This is a genomic window from Acinetobacter sp. YH12099, assembly GCF_013419195.1.
Lineage (GTDB): Bacteria > Pseudomonadota > Gammaproteobacteria > Pseudomonadales > Moraxellaceae > Acinetobacter > Acinetobacter towneri.
Map to the genome: position 1 here is coordinate 53,410 of NZ_VPAP01000005.1, position 23,190 is coordinate 76,599.

The following is a 23,190-nucleotide window of genomic DNA, read 5'->3' on the forward strand; positions in this document are numbered from 1 at the left end:
ATTTGTATGCACACTTCCACCACCAGTACCGCAATTTTAGAACCTTGGACTGCCGAACAACTCAAACAGGCAACACAGGGTTATTGGTTCAATGGGCAAGCACCGCAAGGCGAGATTAAACGTATTTTAACCGATTCACGCCATGCTGAAGCAGGCGATGCCTTTTTGGCTTTAAAAGGTGAGCGTTTTGATGCGCATGATTTTGTGGCACAAGTAGCGACTCAGGGCTGTTCTATGGCAATTGTCACCCAGCCTGTAGACGCAGATATTTGCCAATTGGTCGTGCCTGATACCCGTTTAGCTTTAGGACACTTGGGCGCATTTCGTCGTCAGCAACATCCTCAATTAAAAGTGATTGCGTTAACAGGCAGTAGCGGTAAAACCACCACTAAAGAAATGCTCGGTAGTATTTTGTCACGTTTGGCACCGACTTTAATTACCCGTGGCAACCTGAATAATGACTTGGGTGTGCCGATGATGTTGTTGGAGTTGAATGCAAGCCATCAATATGCAGTGATGGAATTAGGCGCCAGTCATCAAGGTGAAATCGATTACACCTCAAACTTGGTGCAGCCGCAGGTGGCAGGCATTATCAATATTGGTACTGCGCATTTGGGTGAGTTTGGTGGACGTGAGGGCATTTGTCGGGCTAAGTCTGAAATTTATGCACATATTGCCCCACAAGGCACGGCCATTGTCCCTGCTGCCGATGATTTTGCCGAACAGATTCAGCAAGCGGTTCAGTCGGAACATCGTCTAAGTTTTGGTGCAGGCGGTGATGTGTTTGCGACAGACATTCAGTTGCAGCCACAATCGGCAAGTTTTTGTTTAAATACTGCCCAAGGTGTGCGTCAGATTCACTTGCCATTCGCGGGTGAACACAATGTACAAAATGCTATGGCTGCTGCTGCTTTTGCACTGGCAATTGGTGTGAGTTTAGATGATATTGTCGCAGGCTTGGAACAGGCACAGGGGGCAAAAGGCCGTTTGAACTTTATTCAGCAAGGCACACATTTATTCATTGATGACACCTATAATGCCAATCCAACCTCTATGCGTGCTGCAGGTGAAGTCCTTGCACAGCAAACAGGTGTGCGAGTTATGGTAATTGGTGATATTGGTGAGCTGGGCAATAGCGCAGCACAACAGCACTATATGTTGGGGCGTGATTTGGTGTCTATTCGTGGCATCAACTTTGTGGTGGCAGTCGGTGAATTTGCACCTGCGACCCAAGAAGGTGCGCGCAGTACCCAATATGGAAAAAAATTACAGGCTTTTGTCACTCAAGAACAAGCCTTGCCGTTTTTAATTGATCTGGTAAAAACACATCAACCTCAGTCCATGAGTTTCCTATTTAAAGGTTCTCGTTATACCCATATGGAAACGTTGATGGCTGCATTGATGGAGAAAATTTAAATGCTGTTATGGTTATTTGAACAGCTGGCGGGCTATAACAGCTCGTTTCAGGTGGTTCGTTATTTAACATTACGTTCATTACTGAGTGTATTGACTGCGCTTGGCATCGGTTTGGTGCTAGGCCCTGTGATGATTCGTAAACTGCAAGCATTAAAATACGGTCAGGCAGTCAGCTCTTATGCACCTGAAGGGCATGCCAAAAAAATGGGTACGCCAACCATGGGCGGGGTATTAATCCTGCTTTCCATTGGTATTTCGACCCTATTATGGGCAGATTTATCTAACCCTTACGTCTGGATTGTACTGGCAGTTATGGTCATTTTTGGCGCTGTAGGCTGGGCAGATGACTGGATTAAAATTCGCTACAAAGACAATGCGGGTTTGCCTGCGCGTAAAAAGTTCTTTTGGACTTCGGTGGCATCATTGGGTGCAGGTATTGCGTTGTATGTGATTGCAACCCAACAGCCAAATCCTGCACAAACTGCAGATATGTTGGATGTGTTGATTCCATTCTTTAAAGATTTCAGCATTCCTTTGTCTTTGATTCCACTCGGTGTTGGCTTCATTATCTTTACCTATTTGGTCATTAACGGTGCCTCAAATGCGGTAAACCTGACCGATGGTTTAGATGGCTTGGCGATTATGCCAATCGTATTAGTTGCGGCCGGTTTGGGTGTATTTGCCTACTTGGCAGGGGATGTTCGTTTTGCCGATTATCTGCATATTCCTTATGTGAAATATGCGTCTGAGTTGGTGGTAATCTGTGCCGCGATGATTGGTGCAGGCTTAGCCTTCCTGTGGTATAACGCGCATCCTGCACAAGTCTTTATGGGCGATGTCGGTGCACTGTCTTTGGGGGCAATGCTAGGTACGATTGCCGTCATGGTACGGCAGGAAATCGTATTTGCGATTATGGGCGGGGTGTTTGTGGTTGAAGCGATTTCGGTATTCTTGCAAATTGGTTCACTACGCATGCGCAATAAACGGGTATTCTTAATGGCGCCGTTGCATCACCACTATGAAAAGAAAGGCTGGCGTGAAACCCAAGTGGTGATTCGGTTCTGGATTATCACAATTATGCTGGTGGTTTTAGGTTTAATGACCTTAAAATTACGTTAAGCCTATCCAACCGAAAATTTTAAAAGTCGGCACTCGCCGACTTTTTTATGTCGTCCACTCTGGAGAAAATGATGAATTTGCTGATGTGTCCTGTATGTCGTCAGGTATTGCAACTGCATGATCGAACATGGCGTTGTGCCAGCAATCACAGTTATGATGTTGCGAAACAAGGCTACGTCAATTTACATGTGGTGCAACATAAGCACAGTAAAAATCCAGGGGATACACCTACTTCTGTGCAGGCACGCCGTGCATTTTTAAGTGCAGGGCATTATGCGCCCTTGCAACAGGCAGTGGTGCAAAAAATTCGCACCTTACGCATCGAAAATTTGTTGGATATTGGCTGTGGTGAAGGCTATTACACCGCTGCCATGCAAGGCGAAGTGTTGCAGTGTGTCGGGGTGGATATTGCCAAGAATGCCGTACAAGTGGCGGCGAAACTGAATCCCGCAGTGACTTGGGTGGTGGGGACAGGGGCAACTTTGCCTGTTTTAGAACATTGTATTGATTTATGTGCCAGCTTGTTTAGCCCAATTCCGCAACAGGAAATTTTACGGGTTTTAAAACCACAAGGCTATTTGTTGGTAGTAACGCCTGCGCCTGAGCATTTATTGGCGATGCGTCAAGCTTTGTTTGAAGAAGTGAAGCCGCATGAACCTGAAAAATTTATCGCTCAATTACAAGATGCCTTTGATTTAGTCGATGCTAGCGTGGTGGAAACGCCGTTGCAGCTCAATCAAAGCGATTTAAATCATTTAATTGCCATGACACCTTATGCTTACAAAGCCAAAGCAGAGCGTCGTCAGACCTTGGAACAACAAACCCAATTTGATGTGACAGCACAGCATCAAATTTATCTGTTTCAGAAAAAGTAAGTTTGAGTGCTTCTGTCAAACTCATACTTTTGAAAAACTGACTGTCAGTAAAGTTTAAGTTGTACCCATAAAAAAGCCCTTATTTTTGTAAATGAGGGCTTTTTTCTGACTGCTTATCTGCGGTTATAAGACTTCATCAATTAAGTTTTCTAATGCATCGGGAGCAGGTTTGGCTGCATTGGGTTTAGCAGGGTTGTTGCTTGGCGCTTGCATGGCAGGCGGTGCAGCATTGTCAGGAATTAACACTTCCTCGCCTGGTAAGTCGTCAAAATCACGCTCAGGCGCGCGTACTGGTGCTGCAGGTGCAGGTCGATACAATGGTCGTGCCAATGGCGGTGAAGCACGATAATCCTGCTGTTGTTCTGCGCTCATTTGATTGAGTTCACGCTGTGGCGCTTTGGCTTTGCTGTCCAAACTGACCCAAGCTTCAGGTGTGCCTTTGAGTGCATTACCCATAAAGTCTGTCCAAATTGGCAGCGCTGCGATACCACCGTATTCACGACGTCCTAAAGTGGTCGGTTGGTCAAAGCCGACCCAAGCTACGGTCACCAGTTTACCATTGAAACCTGCGAACCAAGCGTCTTTGGCATCGTTGGTGGTTCCTGTTTTACCACCAATATCACCACGACCAATTCTAAGTGCAGCACGTCCAGTACCGTGTTGAATCACGTCACGTAAAATATTGGACATATCATACGCCGAGCTAGATTTTAAAATACGTTGTGCCTGTTTGTACTGACTACGCTCTGCCAATAAGTTCGGATATTGTTCAGCTTGTGCCAGTTTTTTATTGGTGACTTCAATCACTTCATCATCTGGTGTAGTGGCTTCGGCACTTTCCAACGTTTGTTCTTTGGCATTAATACAAGCAATACACGCATATTCAGGATTAGCTTGATAAATCACTTTGCCATAAGCATCTTCAATACGGTTAATGAAGTGCGGTTGAATACGGTAACCACCGTTGGCAAAAGTGGCATAGCCCGTGGCCATTTGAATAGGAAGAACTTGTGGCGTACCCAATGCAATGGTGTAGTTACGCGGAATCTGATCTTCCTGCAAACCAAAATCCATGAATAGTTGGCGGGTACGCTCAATACCGACTTCTTGTAATAAGCGTACCGAAACCGTGTTACGAGATAAATAGAGAGCACGACGTAACGGAATCATGCCTAAATGGCGACCATCGGAGTTACGTGGTGACCATTTACCAATGGTGATTGGACTGTCATTGACCATGGTGTGTGGCGTCATACCACGCTCTAAAGCCAGAGCATACACAAAAGGTTTGATGGTGGAACCCGGTTGACGCCAACCTTGTAAAGTACGGTTGAACTTAGATTGATAGAAGTTGTATCCACCGACCAACGCTTCAATGGCGCCATTATTCGGGTTAATTGCGACCAATTGACCTTGCACTTTCGGTACTTGTACCAATGACCAAGCGGTTTTATTTTCATTTGGACGTAAACGGACAATATCTTTGACTTTTACAATCTGTGCCGCACGACTTGGCGCATTGCCTACACTGTTGGCATTGCGATAGGGGCGCGCCCAAGACATACCTGACCATGGTACAGTAACTGTTGTGCCATCTTGCATTAACGCTTCAAAAGAATTATTCAGCACTTTGCTGACTTGCGCAGGGTAGGTGTTGGCATAAGCACGAAACTCATTCAGCGGTTTGTCGTGTGCCTCTGCACCACGCCAGCCGTGGCGACGGTCATAGGCTTCTAAGCCTTCTTGTACCGCCTGTTCTGCGTACATTTGACGTTTGCTGTCTACCGTGGTGTAAACTTTATAGCCCGAATCAACCGCTTGTTCGCCAAATTTACTGACCAGTTCAGCACGCACCATTTCACCAATATACGGATGTTTATTGCTGATGCTGCGGTCTGGCATATCTAAATTAATCGGTTCAGCAATGGCTTTTTGGTATTCATTTTGGTTGATATAGCCCAGTTGCAGCATACGTCCCAAAATCCAGTTACGACGCTCCAAAGCACGTTCAGGATTCACCACAGGATTGTAGCGCGAAGGTGCTTTAGGTAAGCCTGCAATCATCGCCATTTGTGCAATCGACAGCTCTTCTAAGCTTTTGTTGTAATAAATTTTGGCAGCTGCAGCGATACCGTAAGCATTTTTACCCAAAAAGATTTTATTGACGTATAAGGTCAAAATTTCTTCTTTGCTCAGGTTCTGTTCAATTTTACGCGCTAAAAAGATTTCGGTGAGTTTACGCTTTAAAGTACGATCAGGGCTGAGATAATAGTTTTTTGCCACTTGCATGGTAATGGTTGAGCCGCCAGTTTGCACATTGGAGCCTGTTACCGCCTCGCTCAACGCGCGCCCTAAGCCTTTGAAGCTAATCCCACTGTGTTCAAAAAAGGCAGAATCTTCTGCAGCTAAGAATGCAAAAATGAATTTTTCAGGAATATGTTCATAATCGACAGGCACAGAAAGCTTGCCGCCATACTCGGCAATTAGCTCATTATCGGCACTATAAACCTGTAATGGTTTTAATAATGGCGCTTTTTTTAAGGTGGTCATTTCTGGCAAAGATGGGGCAATATAGAGATACATGCCATAGAAACCCATCGGTATTGCGACCAAAATTATAATTATGATCAAAAAAAATGGATGAACACGACCCGAACAAGATAGCTTTTTCATAACAAGTGCGTTTTAATAAGCGCTAATAGCAAACTAATTGCTGGTCAGTATAGCGAGTAGATTTACGGATTGTTAGATGAATTATTGTATCCGTAAAAAATTATAGACCAGCGCGGATTAGTAGGTTAAATTTTTTTGGGGATAAAAAAATAATAGGAATGGTACTATTGTGCGTAGGTTATATCGTAAGCCAAGTAAGGGGTTAATAGGTGTAGATATTAGTTCTACTTCTGTTAAGTTATTAGAACTCTCTGTTAAGAATGGTAGATACTGGGTCGAGAGCTATGCGCTGGTCCCACTTCCAGAAGGCAGTGTGGTTGAAAAAAACATTCTCAATCCAGAAGCAGTCGGGGATGCGCTTGAACGTGCATTGAACTTAGCAAACACGCAATCTACATCTGCAGCATTAGCAATTCCAACCTCAATGGTGATTACCAAAATCATTGAAATGGATGCAGATATGACTAGCGATGAGCGTGAAGTTCAAATTCGTATGGACGCCGAGCAATATATTCCATTCCCATTAGATGAAGTCAGCCTAGACTTTGAAGTTCAACCAGACCGTTTAGCCAATCCAAACCGAGTCAATGTGTTACTGGTGGCCACCCGTTTAGAAAACGTGGAAGCACGAGTTGAAGCATTGGATTTAGGTGGATTGACCGCCAAAATTGCTGATGTTGAAAGTTTTGCAATTGAAAATGCCTTTAAAGTGTTCTCCGATACCCTGCCAATGGGTGTGAACACAATTGGTATTCTAGACATTGGTCACACCATGACCACATTGTCGGTTCTGCAAAATAACAAAATTATTTACACCCGTGAGCAAACCTTTGGCGGCAAACAGCTGACTCAAGAAATTCAAAACCGTTATGGTTTATCGTATGAAGAAGCGGGACGTGCGAAAAAGAGCCGTACCTTGCCAGATGATTACGACGTTGAGGTGTTAGAACCGTTCTTGGAGGCTGTGGTACAACAAGCCGCACGTTCATTGCAGTTCTTCTTTTCATCTTCACAATTTAACGAAATTGATCACATTTTATTGGCAGGGGGGAATGCCAATATTCCAGGTCTTGCGAAATTATTGCAGCAAAAACTGGGCTACCGTGTGACCATTGCCAATCCATTCTTGCAAATGGGCTTCTCTCCACAAATCGACATTAAAAGAATTGAAAGTGATGCACCATCTTTGATGGTGGCATGTGGTTTAGCAATGAGGAGTTTTGATTAATGGCAAAGATTAACTTACTCCCTTGGCGCGATGAGCTAAGAGAAAAACGTAAAAAAGAATTTATTGTATTTTGTATTGCAGCAGCTGCTGTAGGGGTGTTGGCTGTCGCATTGGCGTGGTTTTTCTACAATGCAAAATTGGCAGATCAAGAACAAGCCAATCAATTGGTTATCAGTACCAACCAAAACCTAGATGTACAACTAAAATCTTTGGAAGGCTTACAAGAACAGCGTAATGCAATTGTAGAGCGTATGAAGCTGATTCAGGGCTTACAAAGCCAACGTCCAATTGCGGTACGTTTGGTGGATGAGCTCGTGCGTGTGACACCAAGCAATATGTATTTGACCAAAGTGACGCGTACTGGCAACAAATTTACCTTTGAAGGTAAGGCAGAAAGTCCAAATACTGTGGCAGAATTCTTACGTAATTTGGAAGCGTCGCCGTGGTATCGCAATGCATTTATGAATTCATTCTTAGCCAAAGAAGAAAATAAAGATAAAGCACCAAGTTCTGTAGTTCCTCGTGTTGAGGAAAGTTATGGCACCTTTGTGGTGACTTCTGATTTAGAAGAAATCGCAATTCCAGTGACCACTACAGATCCTAATTCAACATCAGCAGCGGGGGCAGCACAATGAGTCTCGATGAATTTGATGAAGTAAATCAGGAAGCTGCTGTTGCTCCGAAAAAGAAAATGACCGTTGAGAAGTTTTTTCAGCAGTTTAATACCCTTGATCCAAATAACTATGGTGGTTGGCCACTTTCGGTCAAAATTACCTGCTGGATTTTCATTATTTTCTTAATTGCGGCACTAGGTTACTTTGTTGTAATTAAGCCGAAGTTAGATGCCATTGCTGCAGCGCATGCACAAGAACAGAATTTATTAAACGAGTTCCGTGAAAAAGATTCTAAATTGCGTAATTTGCAACAATATCAAGCGCAATTACAAGAAATGGAAGCTAACTTTAACCAGCAGCTTGAGCAATTGCCGAAAGAAACTGAAATTCCAGGCTTGGTTGAAGACATCAACGTTACAGGTGTTAATTCAGGCTTGAAGTTTAAAAACATTCGCTTAGAGAATGAGATCAAACAAGAGTTCTTTATTGAACAGCCAATTTCGATTGAAGCAACAGGTGACTATCACGCTTTTGGTTCTTTTGTAAGTGGTACTGCAGCATTGCCGCGTATTGTGACTATGCATGATTTTGAAATTGTGGCGACTGAAAATAAAGACAAGAAAACAGATATTCCACAAGTGACATATAAAGCGCAAGCGAAGACATATCGTTACGTGGGTAGTGCAGATACACAAACTGCGGCTAACACTGCTGGAGGGGCACAGTAATGAAAATTGAAAAGCTTTCGTTGGCTCTACTGGCAACTGTGTTAATGGTGGGTTGTGATTCTCGTATTGATGCGGTGAATGCACAAATGGCTGAAATCCGTAATCAGCCACCATTACCGATTGAGCCCGCACCCGTGTTTGAGCCTGCGCCAACATTCAACTATGCAGCGCATCAGCTGAAAAGCCCATTTATGCCAAGTTCTTTGGCTGCTGAACTTAAAATTATGGCAGGGAAGCGTGTTTATCCGAACCTTGCTCGCCAGTTACAACCACTGGAAAATTACGCACTTGAGTCACTGACCATGAAAGGCAGTATGCGTCAAAATGGTCAAATTTCGGCATTGATTCAAACACCTGATGGTGAAATTGAGCGTATCCAGCGTGGTAGCTATATGGGGGTAAATCATGGTCGTGTGGTGAATATTACACCTACACAAATTGATTTAATCGAAATTATTCCAGATGGTCGTGAAGGTTATGTAGAACGTCCAAGAAGTTTAGTTTTAATTGGGCCTGCGCCATAAATTAAAGGAATAAAAATGAATAACAGTGTGAAAGATTTTATTTTTGGGGATGGTAATACAATGAACAATTTGTTCCGTCAGTTTTCAATAGGCGCAGTCGCAATGGCAGTGATGCAAGTTGCCAATGCCCAAGTCAGCATTACCAACATCGTACCCATGCAAATTCCGGGACAGGGCACCGAAATTCGTGTCATGTTTAATGGTTTGCCACCTCAACCTGCAGCATATCAGCTGGAACAACCTTCCCGCCTGATTTTAGATTTTGACAAAGCGCAACAAACGCTGAAGCAAAACAGCGTTGCAGTCGCGACCAAAGAAGCCAGCTCTGTAGAGGTAAGCTCAGATGCACAGCGTTCACGTTTAACTGTGAACTTGGCCGATGCGGGTGCATTTACCACGCGTGTTGAAGGCAACACCTTTATTTTAAAAATTAACTCAACAACGGCAACCCCTGTGGCTGCCGTGACTGCCCAACGTAGTGCGCAAGGTGTATCCAATATTGGTTTCCAGCGTGGCGGTGAAGGCGAAGGTCAGGTGGTGATTGATCTACTCGGTAGCAATACGCCTGTAGATGTGCAGCAGCAAGGCAGCAAAATTGTGGTGCGTACTTTAGGCAATAAAGTACCAACACATTTGGCACGCCGTTTAAATGTAAATGATTTTGCAACACCTGTGTCGACCATTGATGCACACAATGATGGCAGCAATGGCGTGATTACCATTCAGGCTGCGGGCAGCTATGAATATATGGCATATCAGGCAGAAGACAAGCTAACCATCAGCTTAAAACGCCCTGTCGATAAAAACCCGTTTAAACCGCGTGCAGCGCAAAGCTATACAGGCAAAAAGATTTCACTGGATTTCCAAGACATCGAAGTGCGTCGTGTATTGCAGTTATTGGCTGATTTCACAGGCATTAACATGGTGGCAGCAGACACTGTGCAAGGCAACATTACCTTACGTTTAAAAGATGTACCTTGGGATCAGGCTTTAGATATTATCCTGAAAACCAAAAACTTAGATAAGCGTCGTAATGGCAACGTGATTTGGATTGCACCTGTTTCTGAATTGATTAAAGCCGAAGAAGAAGAAGCCAAAGCGATTGCGCAAAGTGTGAAACTGGCGCCACTACAAACTGAATATATTCAATTGAACTATGCCAAAGCGGCAGATATTGAAAAACTAATTACGCAAGGCAAGAATGCATCACGTGGTGGTTCAAATACCAATACAGGTACTGATCCATTAGGCGATAGCGTTGGTAGCTTGTTGAGTCCACGCGGTACAGTGTCGGTAGATCCACGTACCAATACCTTAATCATCAACGATACATCGGCAAAAATTGATCAGATTCGTCAAATGATTGATTTGCTAGATGTATCTGTGAAGCAGGTGATGATTGAAGCACGTATTGTTCGTGCAACCACAGATTTCACCAAGGAAATGGGGGTGAAGTGGGGCATCTTGTCACAAGGGATTACCAACAATAACCACTTGTTGGTGGGTGGTAGCGATACGACTTTGTGGAACTTACGTGAACCAGAAAAAGATAGTGATACGGGTGGTTGGAAGTACGAAATTGAACGTCCACAAAACCTGAATGTCGATTTGGGTGTGACCAGTCCTGGTGCTAGCCGTATTGCATTTGGTTTAATCAGCTTGTCTGACTTTATGCTCGATTTGGAGTTGTCTGCATTACAAGCAGATGGTTACGGTGAAGTGATTTCGACACCAAAAGTCCTGACTGCAGATAAGCAAAATGCCAAAGTGGCATCGGGTACGCAAATTCCGTATCAATCTTCTGAAGGTGGTGGTGTCAATGCCGTATCTACTACAGAATTCATTGATGCGACTTTAAGTTTGGATGTGACCCCAAGTATCACGCCTGACGGTAAAGTCCAAATGCAATTAAATATCACCAGTGACTCACCAGGTGCACCTACGCCTACAGGTCAGCTCACCATTAATAAGAACGCCGTGAATACCAACGTTTTGGTGGATAATGGTGAAACTGTGGTCTTGGGTGGTATTTTTGAGCAACAAACGGCTAACTCACAAACCAAAGTTCCATTCTTGGGCGATATTCCTTATATCGGACGTTTATTCCGTAAAGATATCAAGTCGGACAACAAACGTGAGTTGCTGATTTTTGTTACACCACGAATTGTTAATGACAGTGTTTCAAGAAATCATTAATATATTTTCAATTTAAACAAAATTTATAGGTGACTCCTTGCTAAGCAAAGAGTTTGATACCCTACCAAATATCTATTTGGTAGGGCCGATGGGGGCAGGCAAGACCACTGTAGGACGCCATTTGGCGGAATTGTTAGGGCGTGAATTTCTAGATAGTGATCATGAAATTGAACGCAAAACTGGCGCTACGATCCCTTGGATCTTTGAAAAAGAAGGTGAACAAGGGTTTCGTAGTCGTGAAACAGCGGTTATTGATGAGTTAACCACACGGCATAAACTTGTACTTGCTACAGGTGGCGGTGCGGTGACTCAAGCCCCGAATCGAGACTTCTTAAAACAACGTGGTATTGTTGTTTATCTATATACCCCTGTCGAAATTCAACTTCAGCGAACCTATCGCGATAAAAACCGTCCTTTACTTCAAGTCGAAAACCCCGAACAAAGATTACGTGATTTGCTTGCAGTGCGTGATCCGTTGTATCGTGAGGTGGCACATTATATTATTGAAACCAATCAGGGTGCTGCGCGTGATTTGGCGCAAAAAATCTTAAATACGATTGTTTCAGAGCAAATATCTTAGGTAGAAAGCGACTTTTTCATGCAGACTTTACACGTTGAACTTGGCGATCGCCGTTACCCAATTTTTATTGGCAGTGATCTTCAGCCCCAAGAATTACTTGCACCTTATATTAAAGGTCAGCAAGTCATGATTGTGACCAATACCACGGTTGCACCTTTGTATTTAAATCACTATGTGACGGCTGTTGAAGCACTGGGCAAGAAAGTGGCAACCTGTATTTTGCCTGATGGAGAAAAATACAAAGATATTCAGCATCTCACCCTTATTTTTGATGCCTTGCTGGAAGCTGGTTTTAACCGTGATTGTACGGTGCTGGCTTTGGGCGGTGGCGTGATTGGAGATATGGCAGGTTTTGCTTCGGCAAGCTTTCAGCGTGGGGTGTACTTCGTTCAAGTACCAACTACTTTACTGTCACAAGTTGATTCCAGTGTCGGTGGCAAAACAGGGATTAATCATCCACTGGGTAAAAACATGATTGGTGCATTTCAGCAGCCCCAAGTGGTGCTGGCCGATATGTCGCAACTGAATACTTTACCTGAGCGTGAGTTGTCTGCAGGCCTAGCCGAAGTCATTAAATATGCGCTTTTGGGTGATGTCGAGTTTCTAGAATGGCTTGAAACGCACATGGAAGCATTAGTGGCGCGTGATCCTGCTGTACTGGCAGAAGCGGTATATCGTTCATGTGCACATAAAGCACGTATTGTTGCTAATGATGAAAAAGAGCAAGGTGAACGCGCTTTATTGAATCTTGGGCATACTTTTGGGCACGCAATTGAATCTTATTTGGGTTATGGTGAATGGTTACACGGTGAAGCTGTTGCGACAGGGATGGTAATGGCAGCCGATTTATCACAGCGTATGGGCTGGATTTCTGCCGAAGATGTAGAGCGTACAAAAAATATCATTTCTCGCGCCAATTTACCGATAGTATGTCCGCAAATTCCACTGGATCAGTTTTTGGCTTATATGGCACACGATAAAAAAGTGCTGAATGGTCAATTACGTTTGGTGCTCATGAAGCAATTGGGTCAAGCCATCATCACCAAAGAGTTTGACTTAGAATTGATGAAACAGGCGATTTTATCCAATCAAGCATAAAAGGCAGCATATGACAGCACTGCGTACACACTGGCAAAAAATTCAACAGTCAATTTGGTTGCTGGGCGCGGTGCTGTGTTTATTGGCGGCACTGATTTTTTGGGCGGTGACAGACCGTGAAGAACTGGTTGAAATTGAAAAACAACCAGAGTCTGAAATTGAATTACAAATTCAACCCGAGAAGGTTGCTGCAACCACCTATTTGGGTGGCTTGCAAGAAGAAGTCAGACCTTTGGAACTCACCACGCGTTTAACGGCTTCTGGTTTGCATGAGGCTGAGTTTCGCGGTACTAAATTTATTCAGGAACAAAAAAATAATAGCACGATTGAACTGTTTCGGGTCAATGATGAAAACATCATTAAAAGTTTTATTAAAAAGCAAACAGATCGGAGCAAGCTGTTTTATATCCGTTTAAGCGGTGAGGGGCAGGCTGAACAATATGTGATGTTATATGGCAGTTTTGGCAATAAACGCGACGCTGCACAGACTTTGACCGCATTGCCATTCAAATTTCCTGAAACGATTCAGCCTGTTGTGGTGCAATTTGCTGACTATCGTCCTTATGTCAATGATTTAGGGGCGGATGAAATGGGGCTGAGCACTAAGCTATATGCGGTAAATTTACGTCCAGCAGCTGTGCCTAAAATAGATGAAAGTGCTTTGGCACGTCCACCTGCAACCACAACGACTGCACCGACTACGCAGGCAGTTGCACCGCAAAATAGTACCACCAGCACTACAATTACCCGCCGTGATCAGGAGGGTAATGTCGTTGATGTACAAAAATCACAAAGTGGTACAGCACCTGCTCAGCCAGATGCACCTGAACCTGAAGTGCGCGATCCTTTTAACTAATCATAAACACTTCCAATATTCTTTTAGCTCAAGTCGAGTCATTCAAATAGCTACTTGAGCTTTATCCTTTTTGTCTATTATTTGCATTGAGCTATTTTGGCTCAATTGCACCAATTTGATCTAAAAAAATTATTCTTCTCACTAAAAAATGCGTTCTAAAATGGCGCAGCATGGTGTATAAAAATAATGAAATGCACAAAAATAGTGCGAATTTGACTTAAAAATGTGATCTGATTTTACATTTTTAGGGTTAAAGCTGAGATTTGGCTCATGTGCGAATAAAAAATAAAGTTGGCATTGTTTTTGCTTTTATTGGTGCGTGAATTGAGTTGTTGTCCCTATTTTGGCGCAAAAAAGATTCAATGATTGTGCGAAACTGTCAAATTTGCCTGCTACATTAAAGTGTAAAAGTTGTGTAAATGATGAATGACACGTTTGAGGTTTAAGCCAAATCAGACTTAAACAAATGCGTGAAACTTCATTTACCCAAGGTTGATGTTTAGAGTTGTAAATTGAGTTAAATCGCAAAAACAGATTGTTTAATTGGCCCAATTGGGCAAGTAAAAGAAGGGTACGCTATGCACATGCCATCGCCTAATACTGTAGCTCCCGCTCAAGGTTTATACCAACCGGATGAGTTTAAAGATAACTGTGGTTTCGGTTTAATTGCCCATATGCAGGGTGATGCAAGCCATGATCTCGTCAAGACTGCCATTCATAGTTTAAGTTGCATGACCCACCGTGGTGGTATTGCCGCAGACGGTAAAACGGGCGATGGATGTGGTTTGCTGTTGGCGATGCCAAAGCAATTTTTCCGCGAAGAAGCAAAACGCTTAAGTGACATTACCCTGAGCGAAATTTTTGCAGTGGGTACGGTCTTTCTGAACCTAGACCCAGTCTTAGCGACACATGCCAAAAACATCCTGGCCAAAGAAATTGAAGCAGAAGGCTGTAAAGTATTGGCTTGGCGTGTGGTGCCAACCAATAATGAGGCATTGGGCGAAATTGCCATGCAGTCTTTGCCTGCTTTTGAGCAAATTATTGTCAATTGCCCATTGGGTGTGACTGAAGTTGAATTTAACCGCAAACTATTTTTGGCGCGCCGTCGTGCCGAGCAGCAATTGACTGCCGATCCATATTTTTATGTGACCACGTTATGCTCAACCGTGATCAGCTATAAAGGTTTGATGATGCCTGCAGCCATTGCAGATTTCTATACCGACCTTGCCGATGCGCGTTTGGCATCACATATTGTGGTGTTTCACCAGCGTTTCTCGACCAACACCTTGCCACGTTGGCCATTGGCGCAGCCGTTCCGTTATTTAGCACACAATGGTGAAATCAACACCATTACCGCCAACCGTAACTGGGCAATGGCACGTACTCCTAAATTTGAAAATCCATTATTACCGGGTTTGACTGAGCTTACGCCAATTGTAAACCGTACAGGTTCAGACTCATCTAGCTTGGACAATATGCTGGAAATTCTGGTGGGTGGGGGAATGGATTTATTCCGTGCCTTACGCATGTTGGTTCCGCCTGCATGGCAGAACGTCGAAACCATTGATGCCGATTTACGCGCCTTCTATGAATTTAACTCTAAACACATGGAAGCGTGGGATGGTCCTGCAGGTTTGGTGATTCAGGATGGTCGTCATGCCATCTGTATGTTAGACCGGAATGGCTTACGTCCTGCACGTTGGGTGATCACTAAAAATGGCTACATCACTTTGGCCTCTGAAATTGGGGTGTGGGGTTATGAACCTGAAGATGTAATTTCTAAAGGACGTGTTGGCCCAGGGCAAATTTTGGTGGTGGATACCTTTACTGGCAAAGTGCTCGATACGCAGGATGTAAATAACCATCTGAAAAGAATGCGTCCTTATCGTGAATGGTTACGTGAAAATTCAATCCGTTTACAAGGTAGCCCAGAGCTTGAAGAATATTTATGTGATCACGGTTTAAAAGGTGATGCCTTAAAAGCTGCGCAAAAAATGTTTATGGTGACCTTTGAAGAACGTGACCAGTTATTGCGTCCAATTGCAGAAAGTGGTCAGGAAGCTGTGGGTTCAATGGGGGATGACACCCCAATGGCGGTATTGTCACGTCAAGTACGCCATGTGTCGGATTATTTCCGTCAGCAGTTTGCGCAGGTGACCAATCCACCGATTGACCCATTGCGTGAATCTATCGTGATGTCTTTGGAAACCTGTTTAGGCCGTGAACAAAACGTATTTGAGCAAGGCCCAGAACATGCAGACCGCTTGATTATTTCAAGCCCTGTACTGACCAATTCCAAAATGCATCAGATTCGCACTTTAGGGCGTAAAGGCTATGAAATTGCCGACATCGATCTGAACTATGCAGAAAGTGAAGGTTTGCAAGCCGCTATCCAGCGTATTTGTGAAGCAGCTGCGCAAGCAGTGCGTGATGGAAAAACGTTATTGGTGCTTACTGATAAAAAAATCCGTGAAGGTTATTTGCCTGCGAATGCGGTCATGGCGACTGGTGCGGTGCATCACTACTTAATACAAGTCGGTTTACGTACCGATGCCAACATTATTGTGGAAACAGGCTTTGCCCGCGATCCGCACCAATTTGCAGTATTGCTCGGTTTTGGTGCAACTGCGGTGTATCCATATTTGGCTTATGATGTGATCAATGACTTGATTGCCAAAGGCGAGTTATTGGGCGATCCAGTTTATGCGCAAAGCAATTTCCGCAAAGGCATTGAAAAAGGCTTGCTCAAAGTCTTATCCAAAATGGGGATTTCAACTGTCGCATCTTACCGTGGTGGTCAGTTGTTTGAGGCAGTCGGCTTATCTGCCGAAGTGGTGAATACTTGCTTTATTGGTGTACCGAGTCGTATTCAGGGTGCAACTTTTGCCGACCTTGAAAATGATCAGAAAAAACTGGCAGACACTGCATGGAAATCACGTAAACCAATTGATCAGGGCGGTCTGCTGAAATTTGTATTTGGCAAGGAATACCATGCCTTTAACCCAGATGTGATCAATGCCTTACACAAAGCGGTGCGTTCAGGCAATTATGCAGATTTTAAAGAATATGCAGAAATCGTGAATAATCGCCCAATCGCAACCATTCGTGATCTATTCAAGTTAAAAACAGACAATTCCATTGCCTTAGATCAAGTGGAATCGGTTGAACAAATTTTACCGCGATTCGACTCTGCGGGCATGTCTTTGGGTGCGTTGTCACCAGAAGCGCATGAAGCGATTGCGATTGCCATGAACACTATTGGTGGGCGTTCAAACTCAGGTGAGGGCGGTGAAGACCCTGCGCGTTACGGCACGATTCGTAACTCGAAAATCAAACAGATTGCTTCGGGACGCTTTGGGGTAACGCCTGCTTACTTAACCTCTGCAGAAGTGTTGCAGATTAAAGTGGCGCAGGGAGCAAAACCAGGCGAGGGTGGTCAGTTACCTGGCGGTAAAGTGAATGGGTTGATTGCACGTTTGCGTTACTCTGTGCCAGGTGTAACTTTGATTTCACCACCACCACACCACGATATTTATTCGATTGAAGACTTGTCACAATTGATTTTTGATTTAAAACAAGTCAATCCGCAGGCTATGGTATCGGTCAAGTTGGTATCTGAACCAGGCGTGGGTACCATTGCAGCAGGTGTAGCCAAAGCCTATGCCGACTTCATTACCATCTCGGGCTATGATGGCGGTACAGCAGCATCGCCACTGTCATCTATTCACCATGCAGGTTCGCCGTGGGAGTTGGGTTTAAGTGAGGCGCATCAGGCATTACGTGTGAATGACCTACGTGGCAAAGTTCGTGTGCAAACCGATGGTGGCTTAAAAACTGGTTTAGATGTGGTGAAAGCGGCAATTTTAGGTGCGGAAAGCTTCGGCTTCGGTTCAACCCCAATGATTGCCTTAGGTTGTAAATACTTACGTATTTGCCACTTAAATAACTGTGCAACTGGGGTAGCGACTCAACAAGATCATTTGCGTCAGGAACACTATATTGGTGAACCACAAATGCTGATCAACTTCTTCACTTTCATTGCGGAAGAAACCCGTGAATGGTTAGCTGCACTGGGTGTTGCGAGCTTGAAAGACTTGATTGGTCGTACCGACTTGCTAGAAATTTTACCGGGTGAAACCGAAAAACATGCGCACTTGGATTTAAGCGCCTTGTTGGAATCGCACCCTGCGGCAGAAGGCAAAGCGCAATACTGTCAGGTTGAAGGCAATGCACCATTTGACAAAGGCGTCTTGGCTGAAAAAATGATTGCAGAGATGTTGCCTGCAATTGAAGCAGGTACAGGTGGCGAGTATTACTTTAATGTGAGCAACTGTGACCGTTCTATTGGTGCACGTATTTCAGGTGAAATTGCCCGTCGTTATGGTAACTTAGGCATGGAACATCATCCTGTCAAATTGAACCTTACGGGTACTGCGGGACAATCTTTAGGTGTTTGGAATGCAGGTGGTTTGCATATCAAACTTGAAGGCGATGCCAATGACTATGTGGGTAAAGGCATGGCGGGGGGACGAATTTCCATCTTCCCACCAAAAGGATCGCCTTTCCAAACGCAGAATACGGCCATTATTGGTAATACCTGTCTCTATGGTGCAACCGGTGGTAAATTATTTGCTGCAGGTACGGCAGGTGAGCGCTTTGCGGTGCGTAACTCAGGTGCCTTCGCTGTGATTGAAGGAGCAGGCGACCACTGCTGTGAATATATGACTGGCGGAATTGTCACGGTATTGGGCAAAGTGGGACACAACTTTGGTGCAGGTATGACAGGCGGTTTTGCCTATGTACTGGACTTAGATAATGACTTTGTTGACCGTTACAACCACGAACTGATTGAGCTGAATCGTATTTCGACTGAAGCGATGGAAGAACATAAAGCATTCTTAGGACGTATTTTAGATGAACATATTGCCGAAACAGGCAGTGCGTGGGCGTATAAGATCCGTCATGAGTTTGATTTCTATAGCCGTAAATTCTGGTTGGTAAAACCAAAAGCTGCCAACTTGCAGACTTTGTTGAAAACCACCCAAGCAGATCCACAATAATCCACGACTCAGCATTCGGCAGATGTGGATAACTTTTGACTTATACCCAGTGTAAATGTCGCGTTATCCACATCCACCTACGGAGAAAGACATGGCAGAACGCCTACATAATGACTTTCAATTTCTGGATGTAGCACGCCAAGATCCAGAGAAAAAAGATCTCGATGTCCGCAAAAATGAGTTTGTGGAAATTTATAAACCGTTTACTGCAGAAGTGGCGGCCAATCAGACCCATCGTTGTTTGGGCTGTGGTAACCCGTACTGTGAATGGAAATGCCCTGTGCATAACTACATTCCGAATTGGCTCAAACTCATTTCGGAAGGTCGTATTTTTCAGGCAGCAGAATTGTGTCATCAAACCAATACTTTGCCTGAAGTCTGTGGACGGGTTTGTCCACAAGATCGTTTGTGCGAAGGCGCATGTACGTTAAATGATGGTTTTGGTGCAGTCACCATTGGCAATGCCGAAAAGTACATCAATGATACTGCTTTTGCCTTGGGCTGGCGTCCAGACATGTCGCATGTGAAATGGACCGATAAAAAAGTGGCGATTATTGGTGCAGGCCCTGCAGGTTTGGGCTGTGCCGATATCTTGGTGCGTAATGGCGTCAAACCAGTGGTCTTTGACAAGCGCCCTGAAATTGGTGGCTTGCTGACCTTTGGTATTCCAGAATTTAAAATGGAAAAAGACGTGATGAAACGCCGCCGAGAAATTTTTTCGGGCATGGGGGTTGAATTCCGTTTAAATACCGAAATTGGTACAGATATCACGATTGAACAATTGCTTGCAGATTACGATGCCGTGTTCATGGGCATGGGCACTTATACCTATATGAAAGGTGGATTTGCTGGTGAAGATTTAGATGGTGTTTATGATGCGCTGGATTTCTTGATTGCCAATGTTAACCGTTGCCAAGGCTGGGAAAAAGACCCTGCAGAATACATCAGTGTTGAAGGCAAAAAAGTGATTGTACTGGGTGGTGGTGATACTGCCATGGATTGTAACCGTACTTCTATTCGTCAAGGTGCGCAGCAAGTCACTTGTGCCTATCGTCGTGATGAAGCCAATATGCCAGGTTCACGTCGTGAAGTGACCAACGCCCGTGAAGAAGGGGTGAACTTCTTATTTAACCGTCAACCAATTGAAATTGTTGGTGAAAATGGTAAAGTCACAGGTGTGAAAGTGGTCACCACACAATTGGGTGAGCCTGACAGTCGTGGTCGTCGCAGCCCAGAGCCTGTTCCAGGTTCAGAAGAAATTTTAGCTGCCGATGCGGTATTGCTTGCTTTTGGTTTCCGTGCAAGCCCTGCAGATTGGTTTGCCTCTGCCAATATTGGGGTAGATGGTTCAGGTCGTGTAGTGGCAGCAGAACAGCAAACATTTAAGTTCCAAACGTCTAACCCGAAAATTTTTGCAGGAGGCGATATGGTGCGTGGTTCTGATTTGGTCGTGACTGCCATTTGGGAAGGTCGTCAGGCGGCAGAAGGTATTTTAGATTATTTAGAGGTCTAAACGAGTTTGTTTTGCTTAGATCTTGAAAGGGCTGAGTTTTAAGGAATTCAGTCCTTTTTTATTGGATATTTTATCTCTCTTATCTTCTTGTGGAATATATTGCCATCCTTGATTCATATAAGGTTTAAGAGCTGAAACATCAATATCAATTTAATCTGCTGTACAAGGTTATTGTTTGATGTAAACAGTTTGGTGATTCGCTCGATTAAACAAAATACACAAACAGGTCAGAATTTCACGTTAGAATGAAATCATTTCAAACAAATACAAAGAAAATTTAGAGGTTAATTTATGAATTTCACAAAAAAAACCATGCTCGCGGTGGCTTTAACCAGTACTTTGACATTAAGCGGTTGTGGCTATAACACCTTACAAGTGAAAGATGAAGCCGTGACTGCTTCTTGGTCAGAAGTCCAAAACCAATATCAACGCCGTGCTGATTTAGTGCCAAACTTGGTGAATGTAGTCAAAGGCTATGCCAAACATGAAGAACAAGTCTTGACTGAAGTCACTCAGGCACGTGCCAATGTCGCAGGCTTAAAAGTGGATAAGTCGGTATTGGAAGACCCTGCGTTATTCCAAAAATATCAGGAAGCACAGGCGCAAATGACCAGTGCCTTGTCGCGTTTAATTGCGGTGTCTGAAAATTATCCAGACTTAAAAGCCAATGAGCAATTCCGTGATTTACAAGTACAACTAGAAGGCACCGAAAACCGTATTGCCGTGGCGCGTAATCGTTACATCAGCACAGTGCAAGACTTTAACAGCTATGCACGTCAGTTCCCACAAGTGATGACCGCAAAAGTCATTGGTATGGACACTAAACCAAACTTTAGCGCAGAACAAAGCGCACAAACCGCACCTAAAGTTTCGTTTGAATAATGCATAGGGAGGATGACTGAATGCTGCTATCGCACAGCAAGACCTATATAAATCTAGTGCAGATGCTGCTGCTCATGGCAGTTATGTGTTTCAGCTGCTTGGCATATAGTGAAGTTGCCACTGCAACTGATGAAACTGCCGAAGCTGTGGTGCTGGGTAAAATTGTGCAGCAACAGCATCCTCAAAATGCCAACCCTATCCCAGATCTTGCAAACTCACGCCACTCTACATCGAGCACTCAGCAAGCACCTATAGAAAAACCCGTTCAGCAACCGCAAATTGCCAATGATATGGCAGAGGGTGAATCCATCCGTGCTTTGCCGACCTTGAATCAGCCCGTGGTCGATCAAACCAATTTGCTCACTGCTGCAGAAAAACAGCAAATCAGCCAGCGGATTTTAAATTTACATCAACAAGCCAAAGCGCAAATTGGGGTGGTGATTGTACCGACCACAGGGCAGGAAGATATTTTTGATTTTGCCATGCGGGTCGCAGAACAATGGCAGCTTGGTTCTGCCAAGCAAGACAATGGTGTGTTGATGGCAATTGCAGTCAATGACCGTCGGATTCAGATTTTAACAGGTTATGGTTTAGAGGGCGTGCTGCCCGATATTGTAGTCAGTCGGATTATTAACCAACGCATTACCCCCTATTTTAAACAAGCTCAATATGCACAAGGCATTGACGCAGGCTTGGCAGAAATCGAACGGATTTTAAACTTAGACCCCGAAGTTGCCGCACAGGCTGCGCAAGAACTGAAACAACGCCACGAACAAGCCCTGCAAGAACAACAGGCACGTGAAAAAACCTTGAGCAGTGCTTTATTTATTTTAATTGTAGGGGTAATTGGCTCACTGATTGTCGGAAAACGCTTAAGTGCTTCAACCGCTGCCGTGGCAGGTACAGTCGCAGGTTTGGTCAATGGTGCAGGCTTAATCACCAGTTTAATGATTGGCGCGGGAATTTTCTTTTTACTCATCACTGCGATTGCACAGACCATTTTCCAAATTTTCTTGTCCTCTGCAGGGCGTGGTGGCGGACGTGGCGGCGGCGGTTTTGGTGGCGGTGGCTATAGCGGCGGCGGTGGTAGCTTTGGTGGGGGAGGAGCATCAGGATCATGGTAACTACAACAGATACAACAGAAATTATTACTCAACCGAAAATGGACATTGCAGCCCGTCCGAGTGTAAAGCGTTGGCTGAAGCATTTCTTTTATTTACCTGCCAGCAAACGTTTTTTTAATGCGCAGGATCAACATGCCATTGCAGAAGCGGTGACTGCTGCCGAGCATGGGCATGTGGGTGAAATTCAGGTGGTGATTGAAGGTTGTTTACCCTCGCGGTTGGCGTATGCGATAGATACGCATACCCGCGCACGCCAATTATTTGCAGAATTGGGTGTTTGGGATACCGAGCTGAACAGCGGGGTGTTGCTGTACCTGAATTTGTGTGAGCGCAAGGTGGAAATTGTGATTGACCGTGGCATTAAAACTGCGACCACGCAACAGGTGTGGGATGAAGTCTGTGCGCATATAGTGCAGGGTTTGGCACAGCAGCAGTATCGCCAAGCGGTAATCACAGGTGTGCAAGAAATTGGTGAAATTTTGGATGGTTTTTATGACCGCCAGTTGCTAGATCGTGAGAATGAATTGGGCAATGCTCCAATTATTTTGGGGTGAGTGTTGCTAATGTTCTTTGCTTTTTTAATTTCTCTGTTTTTTAAAGAGAGGCTAGGAGAGATTTTTAAGCATGGGTGGCTTTCACTACATTTGACTTACTTTTTCAAAAAGGGAAACCACATCAGCACAAAAGATAACCACTGCACACAA

17 protein-coding genes are annotated in these 23,190 nt (G+C 44.3%); 16 read left to right on the forward strand and 1 reads right to left on the reverse strand.

The annotated features are described in order from the left end of the window. The first annotated feature begins 6 nt into the window (after positions 1 to 6). The 3 genes from murF to FTU39_RS04790 all read left to right on the forward strand — a co-directional run bounded on the left by murF (position 7) and on the right by FTU39_RS04790 (position 3,410). Positions 7 to 1,416: a UDP-N-acetylmuramoyl-tripeptide--D-alanyl-D-alanine ligase gene (murF, locus tag FTU39_RS04780; protein WP_180051796.1), complete on the forward strand. Its 1,410-nt coding sequence runs from the start codon at positions 7 to 9 to the stop codon at positions 1,414 to 1,416. Continuing rightward, a complete protein-coding gene (mraY, locus tag FTU39_RS04785; protein WP_180051797.1) occupies positions 1,417 to 2,535 on the forward strand; it encodes a phospho-N-acetylmuramoyl-pentapeptide-transferase in 1,119 nt (372 codons plus the stop codon). It begins immediately after the preceding gene. A gap of 71 nt (positions 2,536 to 2,606) precedes the next feature. Next, positions 2,607 to 3,410: a putative RNA methyltransferase gene (locus FTU39_RS04790; RefSeq protein WP_180051798.1), complete on the forward strand. Its 804-nt coding sequence runs from the start codon at positions 2,607 to 2,609 to the stop codon at positions 3,408 to 3,410. Positions 3,411 to 3,533: 123 nt separating this feature from the next. Here FTU39_RS04790 and ponA read toward each other — a convergent pair whose 3' ends face one another. After that, positions 3,534 to 6,083, reverse strand: coding sequence for a penicillin-binding protein PBP1a (gene ponA / locus FTU39_RS04795; protein ID WP_179995886.1), 2,550 nt, complete (start codon positions 6,081 to 6,083; stop codon positions 3,534 to 3,536). A 169-nt stretch (positions 6,084 to 6,252) separates the two neighbouring features. Between ponA and FTU39_RS04800 the strand changes: the two genes are divergently transcribed. From FTU39_RS04800 to FTU39_RS04860, 13 genes are all read left to right on the forward strand, one after another. Then, positions 6,253 to 7,311 (forward strand): pilus assembly protein PilM, encoded by a 1,059-nt coding sequence (locus FTU39_RS04800; RefSeq protein WP_179991402.1) that lies wholly within the window; start codon positions 6,253 to 6,255, stop codon positions 7,309 to 7,311. Then, positions 7,311 to 7,946, forward strand: coding sequence for a PilN domain-containing protein (locus FTU39_RS04805; protein WP_180051799.1), 636 nt, complete (start codon positions 7,311 to 7,313; stop codon positions 7,944 to 7,946). Before FTU39_RS04800 ends, FTU39_RS04805 begins: the two co-directional genes overlap by 1 nt. Further along, positions 7,943 to 8,653, forward strand: coding sequence for a type 4a pilus biogenesis protein PilO (locus FTU39_RS04810; protein WP_104852651.1), 711 nt, complete (start codon positions 7,943 to 7,945; stop codon positions 8,651 to 8,653). Before FTU39_RS04805 ends, FTU39_RS04810 begins: the two co-directional genes overlap by 4 nt. After that, a complete protein-coding gene (locus FTU39_RS04815) occupies positions 8,653 to 9,177 on the forward strand; it encodes a pilus assembly protein PilP (protein WP_180051800.1) in 525 nt (174 codons plus the stop codon). Before FTU39_RS04810 ends, FTU39_RS04815 begins: the two co-directional genes overlap by 1 nt. Before the next feature lie 60 nt (positions 9,178 to 9,237). Then, positions 9,238 to 11,373, forward strand: a complete 2,136-nt coding sequence (locus FTU39_RS04820; protein WP_180051827.1) for a type IV pilus secretin PilQ — start codon at positions 9,238 to 9,240, stop codon at positions 11,371 to 11,373. A gap of 37 nt (positions 11,374 to 11,410) precedes the next feature. After that, positions 11,411 to 11,953: a shikimate kinase AroK gene (gene aroK / locus FTU39_RS04825; RefSeq protein WP_004974468.1), complete on the forward strand. Its 543-nt coding sequence runs from the start codon at positions 11,411 to 11,413 to the stop codon at positions 11,951 to 11,953. An 18-nt stretch (positions 11,954 to 11,971) separates the two neighbouring features. Beyond that, positions 11,972 to 13,051, forward strand: coding sequence for a 3-dehydroquinate synthase (aroB, locus tag FTU39_RS04830; RefSeq protein WP_180051801.1), 1,080 nt, complete (start codon positions 11,972 to 11,974; stop codon positions 13,049 to 13,051). A 10-nt stretch (positions 13,052 to 13,061) separates the two neighbouring features. After that, positions 13,062 to 13,907 (forward strand): hypothetical protein, encoded by an 846-nt coding sequence (locus FTU39_RS04835; protein ID WP_136143922.1) that lies wholly within the window; start codon positions 13,062 to 13,064, stop codon positions 13,905 to 13,907. A gap of 584 nt (positions 13,908 to 14,491) precedes the next feature. Beyond that, on the forward strand, positions 14,492 to 18,967 hold the full coding sequence (gltB, locus tag FTU39_RS04840) for a glutamate synthase large subunit (protein ID WP_180051802.1): 4,476 nt from the start codon (positions 14,492 to 14,494) through the stop codon (positions 18,965 to 18,967). Between the two features lie 91 nt (positions 18,968 to 19,058). Further along, on the forward strand, positions 19,059 to 20,480 hold the full coding sequence (locus FTU39_RS04845) for an FAD-dependent oxidoreductase (RefSeq protein ID WP_180050951.1): 1,422 nt from the start codon (positions 19,059 to 19,061) through the stop codon (positions 20,478 to 20,480). Positions 20,481 to 20,771: 291 nt separating this feature from the next. Beyond that, entirely contained in the window at positions 20,772 to 21,362 is a 591-nt protein-coding gene (locus FTU39_RS04850; protein WP_019836149.1) for a LemA family protein, read from the forward strand. 20 nt (positions 21,363 to 21,382) lie between these two features. Next, the gene (locus FTU39_RS04855; RefSeq protein ID WP_180051803.1) at positions 21,383 to 22,486 is read left to right on the forward strand and encodes a YgcG family protein; all 1,104 of its coding nucleotides are present in this window, start codon (positions 21,383 to 21,385) and stop codon (positions 22,484 to 22,486) included. Beyond that, positions 22,480 to 23,040 carry a TPM domain-containing protein gene (locus FTU39_RS04860; RefSeq protein ID WP_180051804.1) on the forward strand — a complete coding sequence of 187 codons (561 nt, stop codon included), beginning with the start codon at positions 22,480 to 22,482 and terminating at the stop codon, positions 23,038 to 23,040. Before FTU39_RS04855 ends, FTU39_RS04860 begins: the two co-directional genes overlap by 7 nt. Positions 23,041 to 23,190 lie beyond the last annotated feature (150 nt).